Source organism: Roseateles sp. P2_H4 (assembly GCF_056403315.1).
Genome location: NZ_JBFUFR010000057.1, coordinates 20,083 through 33,275 on the forward strand (window position 1 = coordinate 20,083; position 13,193 = coordinate 33,275).

Here is a 13,193-nt window from a genome sequence, read left to right on the forward strand (position 1 = left end):
TCAGACGCAGCGACTAGATCTTCGTGGGATCGAACGCGCGCACCACAAGGGACTTGAGCAGCGGCAGCTGCCCATGGAAGAAATGGCCGACACCGGGGACGACGGTGACGGGCAGGTTTTGCGGCCGCGCCCAGTCGAGCACCGCGGTGAGCGGCACAACGTCGTCGACCTCGCCGTGGATGACCACCGTGTCGGCCGGCACGGCGGCGGTGTCGAAGCGGCTCGTCGCGGGGCCGACGAGGACGAGGCGCCGGGCCGGTGTGCTGAGGCGCTGGGCAGCGCGCGAGGCCACATAGCCGCCAAAGGAGAAGCCGGAAAGGATCAGCGCCTCGCCCGAGGGCAGCACGGCGTCGAGCACGGCCAACGCATCATCGACCTCGCCGCGGCCTTCGTCCCAGCCACCTTCAGACTTGCCGATGCCGCGGAAGTTGAAGCGCACCGCCCGCCAGCCGAGCTGGATGAAGGCACGAGCCAGCGTCTGCACGACCTTGTTGTCCATGGTCCCGCCCTGGGTCGGGTTGGGATGGCAGATCAGGGCCGTGCCGAGCGGCGCAACGCCGTCGGGTGGCAGGTCGATGGCCACCTCGATCTGGCCGACCGGGCCGGGGACGAGGCGCTTTTCGGTCTGGGAATTCATCGGCCGACGGAATCCGGCAGCACCAGTCGCTCGACGACCCGGCCGTCGCGCAGATGGCTCTCGACGATCTCGTCGATGTCGCTCTTGTCGACCCAGGAATACCAGACGGCTTCCGGGTAGACGACGGCGACCGGCCCGCCAGCGCAGCGGTCCAGGCAACCTGCCTTGTTGACGCGCACACCGCCCTTGCCGGCCAGGCCGAGCTGCTTGACGCGGGACTTGCAGTGGTCGAAGCCGCCTTGCGCGTCATGGTCGCCACAGCTGGCCTCGCCATTGGTGCGCTGGTTCAGGCAGAAGAAGACGTGGCGCTCGTAGTAACTCATCGCCGGAGATTGTCTCACTGGGGTTTTTGGACCAGGCGGGCCGTGAGCCACAGGAGTGCAACGAAAGGCCACGTCCAGGCGACCCAGCGCGTCAGGCCGTAGAGATTGATGAAGCGCCCCTGCTCCCAGGCCTGCAGATTCAGGGCCAGATAGGGGTCGCTCGGCGCCAGGCTGATGAGGCCGATGAGGGCGCACAGCGCGAACAGACCCAGGGCGGCCGCGACGCGCGAAGGCAGCAGGCAGGCCAGCAGGGCCAGCATGACACCCAGGCCCACGCCGGGCCGTGTCGCCTCGCTGAGCCAGGCCCAGGCGTGATCGGGCCCGAAGGCCATGGCGGTGGACGTCGCCGTGCCCAGCAGGCCCAGCAGCACCGCACCGCCGGCCAGGGCCAGGCGGCGCAGGCCGGGGCGGGCGACGGTGATCATCAGCAGCACCGGCGCGAGCAGGCCCAGGGCGATGGCCAGTGCCTCCAGGCCCGGCGGCAACTCGTGCTCGATGGTGACGGCATCGCCCCAGTTCAGCGCCCAGGGCGTGCCGGCCAGCGCGTCGAGCAGCATCTCTCGCCACCAGGGCAGCCACTGGCCGAGGCCGAAGGGCAGCGGCGTCGGATACAGCAGGGCCAGTGGCCACAGCGCGAGCAGGGCCAGGGCCGGCGCGCTGCTGGCGCCGAACCAGTGGTCGCGCACATCCTCCCAACGCTCCAGTCCGCCCAGGCCGCTGAGCACCAAGCCCAGGGCAGCCCCCAGCGTGCTGCCGGCGGAGTTCAAAGCCCAGTCCGACAGCGAGGGCACGCGGCCCGGCACGAAGAACTGCAGCGTCTCCATCAGGAAAGACAGGGCGGGCCCGGGCAGCAGCCCGAGCAGCAGGGCGCCGCGCAGGCCCCGGCCCGAACGTATCGCCGCCGCAAAGCCGAGCAGGCCCAGGGGGATGTAGCCGATCAGGTTGGCCTCGACGTCGAAGGCCCAGAAGCGCGGGGGCCACGGCAGGCCGAACAGCCAGGGCAGGCCCATGCCGGGCGGCCAGCGCCAGGGCCAGAAGGGGTAGAGGCTGGCATAGACCACCAGCCCCATATGGGCCAGCAGCAGCCAGGTGGCGGAGCTTTGGCGGCGACGCATCGCGATGCCCGTTCGCGCGTTCAGAACGGCTTGACCGTCACCAGCACGACGATGACGGCGAAGAGGACCACGGCGGTCTCGTTGTAGACGCGGAACCAACGATGGCTGCGCTTGTTGGACATGTCCTCGAAGCTGCGCAGCAGGCGTCGGTTCATGTGGTGATAGCCGATGACGCCGACCACCAGCAGCATCTTGGCGTGCAGCCAGTAGCTGCCGGCGAAGCGGCTGGCGCCCCAGCCCACCAGCACCCAGATGCCGAGCAGCAGGGCCACGCCCATCAGGATGCTGCTGAAGCGGTGCAGCTTGTGCGCCATCAGCAGCAGGCGTTCCCGCTCGGCATGGCTGTCGGCCGGCACCATGGCCAGGTTGACGAAGATGCGCGGCAGATAGAACAGGCCGGCAAACCAGGCGGCGACGAAGACGATGTGAAAGGCTTTGACCCAGAGCATGGCCGCATTATGGGCAGCCAGCTCCGTTGCCAACTTGACGTGCAGACGTCAACGACCGAGAGGTCGTTGTAGCGTGCCCGTGTCGTGCAACGACACCACGGCGACATCGCGTAGCGATGGTGTCGTGAGGGCGCATGGCGCCTGGGCAAAGCTAAAAAAAAGCCCCGGTTCAAGACCGGGGCCGAGAAAGCCTTATCGCTGTCATCACGCTAAGGCTCCTGCTCAGGGAGGAAAAGCAGGGAACGACCACCTTGCGGCTATCATTCGCGGACCAGTTTAGCGCGCTTGAGCGGTGACGTCAGCAATAAATGACGTCTGGATGTGTCAACCATCACGCGCCGGGCCGCACCCCCCGCAGCCTGAGGATTCGACTTGGCCCGCTCCGTTTTTTCCCCTCCCGCCTTCCCCGCGGCGCGCCCGCGCCGCCTGCGTCGCGACGCCTTCACGCGCGCCCTGGTGCGTGAACATTCGTTAAGCGCGAACGACCTCATCCTGCCCGTCTTCATCCACGAGGGCGAAGACCGCCTGGACGCCGTCAAGTCCATGCCGGGCGTGTCGCGACAGAGCCTCGATCATTTGTTGCGCACGGCCGGGCAATGCGTCGAACTGGGCATCCCGGTCATCGCCCTCTTCCCCGTCATCGATACCGCGCTGAAGACACCCGACGGTGCCGAGGCGCTGAACCCCGATGGGCTGGTGCCGCGCGCGGTGCGGGCGCTCAAAAAACACTTCCCGCAGCTCGGCGTGCTGACCGACGTGGCCCTGGACCCCTTCACCAGCCACGGCCAGGACGGCGTCATCGACGAGAGTGGCTACATCCTCAATGACACGACGGTCGAGATCCTGGCGAAGCAGGCCGTCGTGCAGGCCGACGCCGGCGTCGACATCGTCGCGCCCAGCGACATGATGGACGGCCGGATCGGCGCGATCCGAGCCGCGCTCGAATCGCGCGGCCATATTCACACGCGCATCATGGCTTACAGCGCCAAATACGCGAGCAGCTTCTACGGCCCCTTCCGCGACGCGGTGGGCTCGGCTGCCAACCTCGGCAAGGCAGACAAGAAGACTTACCAGATGGACCCCGGCAACAGCGATGAAGCCCTGCGCGAAGTGGCCCTGGACCTGGCCGAGGGCGCCGACATGGTCATGGTCAAGCCCGGCATGCCTTACCTGGACATCGTGCGCCGCGTGAAGGACGAGTTCCGCGTGCCGACCTTCGCCTACCAGGTCAGCGGCGAGTACGCCATGGTCAAGGCCGCCGCCGCCAATGGCTGGCTGGACCATGACGCCGTCATGATGGAGTCGCTGCTGGCCTTCAAGCGCGCCGGCGCCGATGGGGTGCTGAGCTATTTCGCGCTGGACGCCGCGCGACTGCTGAAGGGGGCTTGAGCCAGTGCGGGTCTTCCATATCGAGACCGACAGCTTCCGCGAGCTCCCGGCGCTGCCCGAGACGCTGCCGGAGCGCGGCTTTCTGTGGCTGGGCTATGGCCGCCGWGAGTTTGAAGTGGGCGAAGCCGCGGCGCAGCAGGCGCTGGTGCGCTGGGGCTGCGGCAATATCGTCGACCTGCATGTGTCCGACCTGATCAACAACCAGCTGCCCTCGCACTTCGACTACACGTCCTGGTACGACATGCTGGTGTTCCGCCGCCTTGCTGCGGCGCCGGGCAGCCAGGACCTCTTCGTCGACGACGAGCACGGCACCCTGGCCTCGGCCCAGCGGGCGCTGCGCGCCATCGACACCAGCCCGGTCGGCTTTGCCGTCTTCGACCGTGTGCTCGTCACCGTGCACCCGACCGATTGCCAGGTGCGCGAATTCTTCGCCCAGAAGCTGGACCGGCTGATCGAGGGCCGCGACAAGGCGCCGGCCCGCGGCAGCGCCCGCTTGCCCGCCAGCCCGGCCGACCTGATGCTGCGCATGGTCAACCACATGGTGGACAGCTATCTGGAATTGCGCCGCCTGCTGACGCGCCAGCTGGGAACGCTGCAGCGCGTGCTGCTGGACCAGAGCAGCGAGTTCGACGACTGGCCGCTGCTGCTGGAAAGCCGTGACGCCCTGCACCGCCTGGAAGACACCTGCGAGGACCAGCGCGCCGCCATCCAGGAGTGGATCGACGCGCTGGATGAATGGCCGGTCGACGGCGACCCGCAGGTCACGCGCGAGCGCGAGCTGTTGCGGGTGCGTTCACGCGACGTGCTGGAGCATGTGGAGCGGGTGCTGACGCATGTGCGCCGGCTGGAGTCTTCCGCCGAGTCCGCCGTGCAGATGCACTTCAGCGCGCTGGGTCACCGCACCAACGGCATCATGCGCACGCTGACGGTGCTGACGGCCATCTTCCTGCCGCTGAACCTGATCACCGGCATCTTCGGCATGAACTTCGAGTGGATGCCGCTGATCAAGAACCCCAACGGCTTCTGGGAGGCCTCGCTGCTGATCCTGGCGCTGGCGCTCGGCCTGTGGTTCATCTTCCGCCGCAAGCGCTATCTGAGCAGCAGCCGCTAGGGGCGGAGCTCAGCGCAGGCGGCGGCGCGCCAGCGTCAGGATGACGCCCAGACCGCCGAGCAGCAGGGCCGCCGTTTCGGGCTCGGGCACGGCCGTCACGGTCCCGAAGACGTTCGAGCTGCCGCGCAGGCAGGCGGCGCCGCCCGCACATTCGGCCGGGTACAGAGGCGCGAAGGCGGAAAAGGACGAGCCGAGCTGGGCATCAGCCGGACCGCCGCCGAAGAGGGCAGCCACGCCGTTGGAGTTGAAGTTGGCATTGGCCGCACCGCCAGCGGCCGTGTCCACATCCAGCAGGCCGGTGCTGAAGCCTGTCGGGGTGGTGGTGCCAATGCCCACGCCCGTGGCGACGAAGGTATTGCCCGCGGCGTCGACAGCATGGCCCTTGAGGGACAGGAACAGGGTGCCGTTGGACGCTTCGGCCAGGTCGCCCGCCGAACCGCCGGCATTCAGGGTCGTGAAGTCGTTGTCGGCCCCGAAGCCCGCATAGACCTTGAGCCAGCCGCCGCTGAAGCGCACTTCGCTGGAGCTGATCGACGCGACCGTGTAGCCCCCGAAGACGTAGGTGAGCTCGCAATCGGTGCACAGGCCGGCGACGGCTGCCGAGTTGATGGAGTCGATCTTGCCGTAGCCGCTCAAGGTGTCGCCCACGCCCAGCGGCACGTTCTGGTAGGTCTGGGTGACCGCGAAGATCTGGCCCAGCGGGATGTCCACCCCGGAGATGACGACGGCTTGGCTGGCACTCGCGGCAAAGAGGCTGGCTGCGGCGGCAGCGAGGCGGATCATCTTGAGCATGAGGGTCTCCCGAGCGGATCGCGACAGAGTCCCGAACATACTCGTCGGATGCCGGGACTGTCCACCGCGCCAGCCCCCTAGGACGCGAGGGCACTAACGTTTATAGGGATCCCCGAAGCCCAGCGCCGCCAGGATTTCCGTCTCCCTGGCCTCCATGGCCTCGGCCTCGTCGTCGGCTTCGTGGTCATAGCCCTGGGCGTGCAGGGTGCCGTGCACCAGCATGTGGGCGTAGTGGTCGAGCAGCGCAATGCCCATCTCGGCCGCCTCACTCTCCACGACCTCGGCGCAGATGACGAGGTCGGCGCCCACGACGGGCTCGTGGGCATAGTCGAAGGTCAGCACATTGGTGGCGTAGTCCTTGCCGCGGAAGTCGCGGTTCAGCGTGCGGCCCTCCTCGGCGTCGACGATGCGCACGGCGATCTCGCCCGGCAGCTCCAGCGCCGCGCGGATGAAGCGCATCACCTTGTGGCGCGGCAGCAGCGCGCGGTGACGGGGGTCGGCAAATTGCAGCGACAGGCTCAGTTCCGGCTTGGGCATCTCAGTTTTCCATTCCGCATTCGCGGCTGATGCGATGGATGAAACCAACGTCTTGCGGGCCGAGCGCTGGGCCGCTCCCGAGCCGGCCCGCGCTGGCGATGTGCTCGCGGCTCGATGCCGCGAGCATCGCCGTCCCCCCGGGGGACCGGTCAGACGCACCGCGTTCAGCGGTGTGCGGCTGGACGAGGGGCTTCATGCTTCACGCGCCTCCCGTTTGGCCCTGGCCTCATAGGCCTCGACGATGCGGGCCACCAGGGGGTGGCGCACGACGTCGGCGCTGGTGAAGCGCGTCATGGCGATGCCCTTGACCTTGGCCAGCACATGCTCGGCATCGATGAGGCCGGACTGCACGCCGCGCGGCAGGTCGATCTGGCTGGTGTCACCGGTGACGACGCAGCGGCTGCCGAAGCCGATGCGGGTCAGGAACATCTTCATCTGCTCGGGCGTGGTGTTCTGCGCCTCGTCGAGGATGACGAAAGCGTGGTTCAAGGTGCGACCGCGCATGAAGGCCAGCGGCGCCACTTCCAGCAGGCCCTTCTCGAAGGCCTTGGTCACGCGGTCGAAACCGAGCAGGTCGTACAGCGCGTCGTAGAGCGGGCGCAGATAGGGGTCGACCTTCTGCGTCAGGTCGCCGGGCAGGAAGCCCAGGCGCTCGCCGGCCTCGACGGCCGGGCGGGTCAGGATGATGCGCTGCACCGTCGAACGCTCCAGCGCGTCCACGGCGCAGGCCACCGCCAGGAAGGTCTTGCCCGTGCCGGCCGGCCCCAGGCCGAAGGTGATGTCGTGCGACAGGATCTGCTGCAGATACTGGTGCTGGCGCGGCGTGCGGGCCGACAGGTCGGTGCGGCGGGTGCGCAGCACCAGGGCGTCGTCGCCAACCGGCTTGTCGGCGGCCGCGGCGGCCGGCGCCTTGGCCTCGACGAGGGCGAGTTGCAGCGTTTCGGCCGGCAGCGGCCGGCGGGCGCGCTCGTAAAGCGCCTCCAGCAGCGACCTGACACGCTCGACCGCGGCCTTGGGGCCCTCGACGCGGAACTCGGCGTCGCGCCGGCCCAGCTTCACGCCCAGGGCGGCCTCGATCTCGCGCAGATGCACGTCCAGGCTGCCGCAGACACGGGCCAGCCGCGTGTTGTCTATGGGTTCGAGGGTGAAGCGCAGGATCACGGTGGGCTGAAAAGAGTGAACGCGGATTGTCGCCGGCTGCATGCAAACAGACAGGCCGCTGGTGCATTCCCGGCCTGCGGGCAGCAGGCGCTCACGCACAATGCCGCCCCATGACGTCACCGATCGCGCCGAGGGCCTCCAGGGCTCGGCGCCTGCCCCTTTTCCTGCTGCTTTGCGCCACCCTGCTCTGCCCGGCCGTTGCCCAGGCCCAGGCAGTCGCCGGGGCGGAATGGACCACGACGTTGCGCGGCTGGATCGCCGCCATGCTGGCCCTGATGGCGACCGTCGTCGGCCTCGTCTCCAGCCTGCATCACCGCGAGCGGCCGGCGAGCTTCCTCATCGGCATGATGCTGAGCTGGGTCGTGCTGCGCGCGGCGGCAGCGCCCAGCGCGGTCGGCCTGAGGCCCCTGTTGTTGACCCTGCTCGTGCTGTGCGGCGTGCAATACCTGTTGCGGCAGATGAACTGGAAGCGCAGCTGGATCGACCATGCGCTGCTGATCCAGTGCCTCGTCGTGCCGGCCAGCCTGCTGCTGACGGGCGGCCCGGTCGGCCTGCTCGGCTCGATCTGGCAGGCCGTGCTGAGCCTGGAACTGGTGGCCGCCATGGGCTGGGCGCTGTGGCTGAGGCGTGAGCGCCTGAAGGCGGGTGCTGACGAGGCCCAGTCGCGCGAGTTCGTGCTGATGGCAGCCCTGCTGCTGCCCACCATGGCGGCCCTGCTCGCCGAAAGGCTGCTGCTCGTCACGAGCGACTCGCTGTGGTCGACCGCCGCACCCTGGTTGAACCTGATGCTGCCGGTGATGATGCTGGGCCTGGGTCTGCAACTCGTGAACAGCGTCGCCCACGCCCGCATGGACGCCGAGAGGCGCATCGCGGCGATCGAGCAGCGCATGTCCGAGCGCATCGCCGAAGTCGAACGCAGCCACGCCCAGCTCGCCGAACAGAAGCTCGAGCAGGTCACGGAGCGCGAGCGCAAGCGCATCGCCGCCGACCTGCATGACGACCTGGGCGCCAAGCTGCTGACCATCGTGCACACCAGCGAGTCCGACCGCATCTCCACGCTGGCGCGCGAGGCACTGGAGGAGATGCGGCTGTCGGTGCGCGGCCTGACGGGCAAGCCCGTGCATCTGATCGACGCCTTGGGCGACTGGCGCGCCGAGGTGGTGATGCGCCTGGGTCAGGCCAACATCCTGGCCGAATGGAAATCGCCGGCCGAGGAGATCGAGCACACCTTCCAGGCCCGCTCCTATGTGCAGACGACGCGTATCCTGCGCGAGTCGGTGTCCAACATCATCAAGCACAGCGGCGCCACCCACGCCACCATCTCCAGCGCCGTGCAGGAGGGCGACTTCATCCTGACCATCCAGGACAACGGCCAGGGCATTCCGTCCGAACTGGACGGAAGATTGGACAGAGGCCACGGCATGGCGAGCATGAAGTCACGCGCCAAGCAGATGCATGGCCAATGCCTGGTTGAATCCGGCCCTGGCTGGGGTACTGTGATCCGTCTGACCATTCCGCTGTGATTTCGCTCTAGATTTCCGAGGCTACGCCATGAACCACATCCTGCTGCTCGAAGACATCCCGGAGATCCGCGCCTGGCTCAAGGCCCTGGTCAAGCAGGTGTTCGCCAACGCCCAGATCACCGAGTGCTCCCGCGTCCAGGACGCCCTGGCCCTGGTCAGCGGCCAGCGCTTCACGCTCGCCCTGCTCGACCTCGGCCTGCCCGACGGCTCCGGCGTCGAGGTCATCGCCGCGCTGCGTGAAAAGCAACCCGAGGTGCAGTCCGTCATCGTGACCATCCACGACGACGACGAGCATCTCTTCCCGGCCCTGCAGGCCGGCGCCTTCGGCTATCTGCTGAAGGAGCAGTCGCGCGAGCTGCTGGTCGAGCAGTTGCAACGCATGAGCCAGGGCGAGCCGCCGCTGTCGCCATCCATTGCTCGCAAGGTCATCGCCTACTTCGCCGCCCAGGCCAAGCCGAGTTCGCAGGCCCTGCTGCACGAGGTGTCGCTGACCGACCGCGAAACCGAAGTGCTGCTGCGCGTGGCCAAGGGCTACACGCTGCCGGAGATTGGCGTGCAGCTCGGCCTCTCCCGCCACACCATCGCCGACTACGTGAAGCAGATCTATCGCAAGCTCAATGTGAGCTCGCGTGCCGAGGCGGCATTGGAAGCGCAGCGCCTCGGGTTGTTCGGTCGAAACTAATGGCTTGGGATGGACCTGCGTGCACAGCGCGCAGCTCCGTCCTCAACTGACTCAGCGTCGGCCCGGATAATCGGGCCATGATTGGAAGACTCAGCGGCGTCATCGCCGAGAAATCGCCCCCGCAGGTCGTCATCGACGTGGCGGGTGTCGGCTACGAGGTGGATGTGCCGATGAGCACCTTCTTCAACCTCGGCAGCCTGGGCGAGCGAGCCGTGCTGCTGACTCACCTGACCGTGCGCGAGGACGCGCACCAGCTGTTCGGCTTCCTCACGCACGAGGAGCGCGCCACCTTCCGCCAGCTCATCAAGATCAGCGGTGTCGGGCCCAAGATGGCGCTGGGGCTGCTGTCGGGCTTGTCGGTGGCCGAACTCGCGGGAGCGGTCTCGCGCCAGGACGCCGGGCGCCTCACCAAGGTGCCGGGCATTGGCAAGAAGACGGCCGAGCGGTTGCTGCTGGAGCTGAAGGGCAAGCTCGGCGCCGACCTCGCGCTGCCCGCCGCCGTCACGAACGACGCGCAGGCCGACATCCTGCAGGCCCTGGTCGCGCTGGGCTACAGCGAAAAGGATGCGGCTGCGTCGCTGAAGGTGCTGCCGCCTGACGTCGGCGTCAGCGACGGCATCAAGCTCGCGCTGAAGAAACTCTCATGAGCATTCAAACGGACGACTTCGCGCCCGCGCCCCGCATCGTCAGCGCCGCGCCCGAGTCCAGCCGCGAGGAGGCGATGGAGCGCGCCCTGCGGCCCAAGCATCTCGACGACTACGTCGGCCAGGTTAAGGCGCGCGAGCAGCTGGAGATCTTCATCGGCGCGGCCCGCAAGCGCCGCGAGGCGCTGGACCACGTGCTGCTGTTCGGCCCGCCGGGCCTGGGCAAGACGACGCTGTCCCACATCATCGCGGCCGAGCTGGGCGTCAACCTGCGCCAGACCTCGGGCCCGGTCCTCGAGAAGCCCAAGGACCTGGCCGCCATCCTGACCAACCTCGAGAAGAACGACGTCCTCTTCATCGACGAGATCCACCGGCTCAGCCCCGTCGTCGAGGAAATCCTCTATCCGGCGCTGGAGGACTACCAGATCGACATCATGATCGGCGAAGGCCCGGCGGCGCGCTCCATCAAGCTGGACCTGCAGCCCTTCACGCTGGTCGGCGCGACGACGCGGGCCGGCATGCTGACCAATCCGCTGCGCGATCGCTTCGGCATCGTCGCGCGGCTCGAGTTCTACACGCCGGCGGAACTGCAACGCATCGTGACGCGCTCGGCCGGCCTGCTGGGTGCACCCATCGACGCCGACGGCGCGCTGGAGATCGCGCGCCGATCGCGCGGCACGCCGCGCATCGCCAACCGCCTGCTGCGCCGCGTGCGCGACTACGCCGAGGTGAAAGCCGATGGACGCATCGTCGCCGGCATCGCCGACAAGGCGCTCGCCATGCTCGATGTCGACCCGCAGGGCTTTGACCTGATGGACCGCAAGCTGCTGGAGGCCATCGTGCATCGCTTCGACGGTGGGCCCGTCGGCCTGGAGAACGTGGCGGCCGCCATCGGCGAGGAAGCCGGCACCATCGAGGACGTCATCGAGCCCTATCTGATCCAGCAGGGTTTCGTGCAACGCACGCCCCGCGGCCGGATCGCGACCTTGGCCGCCTACCGCCACCTGGGCCTGGCGCCACCCGGCGGCAAGGCCGCAACCGATCTGTTCGGTGAATGAAAGGCGCCGCCGCAAGGCGCCCATAAAAAAAGCGCCCCGAAGGGCGCTTTCTTCGTTCCGGTCCCGAAGGATCAGAAGTTGTGGCGGACGCCAGCGGCCAGCGAGCTGAAGTCCTGACCAGCGACGCCGGTGAAGTAGTTGCCCTTGGTCTGGTTGTCGACCTTGGTCCAGAAGCCGTAGACCTTGGTGCGCTTGCTCAGGTTGTAGTTGTAGCCAACCGTCAGCTGCTTGGCGCCGTCGTCGGCAATGATCTTGTCGGCCTTGCCGAAGTTCAGGTGGAACTCGGACTGACCCATCACGTACATGCCGGACAGGCGCCACGTGTTCCAGTCCTTCTTGCCTGCGGCACCGAAGGTGTTCTCGGCACGCTGGACATAGCCGCCGATGATCACGGGGCCAAACTCGTACAGACCGCGGACGGCGAGCTGGGTGAAGTCACCCTTCTTCTCGTAGCCGAGGCCGGCGTGGAAGGGGCCCATGTCGTAGTTGACGGCGATGTCTTCAGCGCGGGTCGTGGTGTTCTCACCAGCGGCCACCGACAGTTCGGCGGAGAAGCCGGCAACGCTCGGCGTGAAGTAGGAGACCTTGTTGTTCGTGTAGAACTGGGTCGCGTACAGCGCGTCGGACGAGGTGCCCGTGTCGTGGTTGTGGTTGCTGACGTAGTCGGCGGTCGCGAAATACGAGCCCGGGAACCACTTGCCGAGGCGGATGCCGCCGAAGCTGCCTTCCAGCTGGACCCACGAAGCGCGGTTCCAGAAGGTCGTGCCGCCGGTGGCGACGCCGGTGTCGCTGTTCACGCCGTGTTCCAGCGAGAAGGAAGCCTTCAGGCCACCACCGAGGTCTTCGCTGCCCTTGAAACCAAGGCGCGAAGAGTTGTTTTGCACAACGATCTTGCGGTCTTGCGAGCCGAACTTCTGGCTTTCGACCGTGGTATTCAGGCGACCCCACAGGGTGACGCTTTGAGCGAAAGCCGGAGCGGCGGCGGTAGCGGCCAGAGCGGCGACGAGTGCAATCTTCTTCATCGTTTGCCTTTGCAGAAAGGTTGGGCGGGGCCTGGAGCCCTGCCTAGAAGGACAGTGGCGGCCAGTATAGGAGCGGCTTTTGCTACGCCCGATGCCGGCGACGCGTGGATGCAACAGTGGGCCTAGGGAGCTTGAAAAGCGCCGCAACTGTCCTCAGGCGGCGATGTCGTCGGCGCTCAGCCCGGCCAGGTGGCGGTCGTCGTTCCAGCCGACCAGCGTGAAGCCCTCCGGCGTCGCCAGCAGCCGGTTGATGGTGGCATTGCCCAGTTGCCAGCTGCGCGGCGCGTCCAGCGCCACCTGGGTGGCGGCGCGGTAGAGGCAGTCCAGCACGCCGCCGTGGGCAACCAGCGCAATGCTCTGCCCGGGATGGGCGACGGCGGCGCGCCGGGCGGCCGCGAGACAGCGCGCACTGAATACAGTCAGGCTCTCGCCGCCGCCCACCGCGAAATCGGGTTCGCGCCTGCGCCAACGGGCGGCATCCTCGGGATAACCCCGATCAATCTCTTCCCAGCTCAGGCCCTCGAAGCGGCCGAAGGCGCGTTCGCGCAGGGCGGCGTCGAAGCTGATCGCCAGGCCCTGGGTAGCGGCCACGGCCTCGGCGGTCTGGCGGGCGCGGCTGAGGTCACTGGAATAGATGGCCGCCAACGGCTCGTCGGCCAGGGCTTCGGCCACGCGCTGGGCCTGGGCCAGGCCCAGCGGGCTCAGGGGGATGTCGGTATGCCCCTGGATGCGCGCGGCACGGTTCCAGGC

At 67.8% G+C, this 13,193-nt stretch carries 16 protein-coding genes; 6 read left to right on the plus strand and 10 right to left on the minus strand.

Annotated elements, in window-relative coordinates:
- Positions 1–13: 13 nt before the first annotated feature.
- Genes AC1DW3_RS28125 through AC1DW3_RS28140 form a run of 4 tightly spaced genes read right to left on the minus strand, consistent with a single transcriptional unit; the run spans position 14 to position 2,524 of the window.
- Complete coding sequence (locus AC1DW3_RS28125) at positions 14–637, minus strand: alpha/beta hydrolase (protein WP_477937139.1); 624 nt, start codon at positions 635–637, stop codon at positions 14–16.
- On the minus strand, positions 634–960 hold the full coding sequence (locus tag AC1DW3_RS28130) for a (2Fe-2S) ferredoxin domain-containing protein (RefSeq protein ID WP_477937141.1): 327 nt from the start codon (positions 958–960) through the stop codon (positions 634–636). The genes AC1DW3_RS28125 and AC1DW3_RS28130 overlap by 4 nt, the downstream gene beginning before the upstream one ends.
- A 14-nt stretch (positions 961–974) precedes the next feature.
- On the minus strand, positions 975–2,075 hold the full coding sequence (locus AC1DW3_RS28135) for a VanZ family protein (protein ID WP_477937143.1): 1,101 nt from the start codon (positions 2,073–2,075) through the stop codon (positions 975–977).
- Positions 2,076–2,095: 20 nt separating this feature from the next.
- The gene (locus AC1DW3_RS28140) at positions 2,096–2,524 is read right to left on the minus strand and encodes a CopD family protein (protein ID WP_477937145.1); all 429 of its coding nucleotides are present in this window, start codon (positions 2,522–2,524) and stop codon (positions 2,096–2,098) included.
- 372 nt (positions 2,525–2,896) lie between these two features.
- Between AC1DW3_RS28140 and hemB the strand changes: the two genes are divergently transcribed.
- Together hemB and AC1DW3_RS28150 are read left to right on the plus strand one after the other, a co-directional pair.
- Positions 2,897–3,913: a porphobilinogen synthase gene (gene hemB, locus AC1DW3_RS28145; RefSeq protein ID WP_477937147.1), complete on the plus strand. Its 1,017-nt coding sequence runs from the start codon at positions 2,897–2,899 to the stop codon at positions 3,911–3,913.
- Between the two features lie 4 nt (positions 3,914–3,917).
- On the plus strand, positions 3,918–5,024 hold the full coding sequence (locus AC1DW3_RS28150) for a magnesium transporter CorA family protein (RefSeq protein WP_477937149.1): 1,107 nt from the start codon (positions 3,918–3,920) through the stop codon (positions 5,022–5,024).
- 9 nt (positions 5,025–5,033) lie between these two features.
- Here the strand turns inward: AC1DW3_RS28150 and AC1DW3_RS28155 are convergent, their stop codons facing one another.
- From AC1DW3_RS28155 to AC1DW3_RS28170, 4 genes are all read right to left on the minus strand, one after another.
- Complete coding sequence (locus AC1DW3_RS28155) at positions 5,034–5,816, minus strand: PEP-CTERM sorting domain-containing protein (protein WP_477937151.1); 783 nt, start codon at positions 5,814–5,816, stop codon at positions 5,034–5,036.
- Between the two features lie 93 nt (positions 5,817–5,909).
- Positions 5,910–6,353, minus strand: a complete 444-nt coding sequence (ybeY, locus tag AC1DW3_RS28160) for an rRNA maturation RNase YbeY (RefSeq protein ID WP_477937153.1) — start codon at positions 6,351–6,353, stop codon at positions 5,910–5,912.
- 1 nt (position 6,354) lies between these two features.
- Entirely contained in the window at positions 6,355–6,549 is a 195-nt protein-coding gene (locus tag AC1DW3_RS28165) for a hypothetical protein (protein ID WP_477937155.1), read from the minus strand.
- Positions 6,546–7,514 carry a PhoH family protein gene (locus tag AC1DW3_RS28170; protein WP_477937157.1) on the minus strand — a complete coding sequence of 323 codons (969 nt, stop codon included), beginning with the start codon at positions 7,512–7,514 and terminating at the stop codon, positions 6,546–6,548. Before AC1DW3_RS28170 ends, AC1DW3_RS28165 begins: the two co-directional genes overlap by 4 nt.
- Positions 7,515–7,624: 110 nt before the next feature.
- Here AC1DW3_RS28170 and AC1DW3_RS28175 point away from each other — a divergent pair, with 110 nt between their 5' ends.
- The 4 genes from AC1DW3_RS28175 (at position 7,625) to ruvB (ending at position 11,421) form a co-directional block, all read left to right on the plus strand.
- Entirely contained in the window at positions 7,625–9,037 is a 1,413-nt protein-coding gene (locus tag AC1DW3_RS28175) for a sensor histidine kinase (protein WP_477937159.1), read from the plus strand.
- 28 nt (positions 9,038–9,065) lie between these two features.
- The gene (locus tag AC1DW3_RS28180) at positions 9,066–9,719 is read left to right on the plus strand and encodes a response regulator (protein WP_477937161.1); all 654 of its coding nucleotides are present in this window, start codon (positions 9,066–9,068) and stop codon (positions 9,717–9,719) included.
- Positions 9,720–9,796: 77 nt separating this feature from the next.
- Positions 9,797–10,366 carry a Holliday junction branch migration protein RuvA gene (gene ruvA, locus AC1DW3_RS28185; RefSeq protein WP_477937163.1) on the plus strand — a complete coding sequence of 190 codons (570 nt, stop codon included), beginning with the start codon at positions 9,797–9,799 and terminating at the stop codon, positions 10,364–10,366.
- On the plus strand, positions 10,363–11,421 hold the full coding sequence (gene ruvB, locus AC1DW3_RS28190; RefSeq protein WP_477937165.1) for a Holliday junction branch migration DNA helicase RuvB: 1,059 nt from the start codon (positions 10,363–10,365) through the stop codon (positions 11,419–11,421). Before ruvA ends, ruvB begins: the two co-directional genes overlap by 4 nt.
- A gap of 71 nt (positions 11,422–11,492) precedes the next feature.
- Here the strand turns inward: ruvB and AC1DW3_RS28195 are convergent, their stop codons facing one another.
- Positions 11,493–12,443: a porin gene (locus tag AC1DW3_RS28195; RefSeq protein WP_477937167.1), complete on the minus strand. Its 951-nt coding sequence runs from the start codon at positions 12,441–12,443 to the stop codon at positions 11,493–11,495.
- Between the two features lie 153 nt (positions 12,444–12,596).
- A partial coding sequence (locus AC1DW3_RS28200; RefSeq protein WP_477937169.1) for a histidine phosphatase family protein occupies positions 12,597–13,193 on the minus strand: 597 nt, incomplete at its 5' end.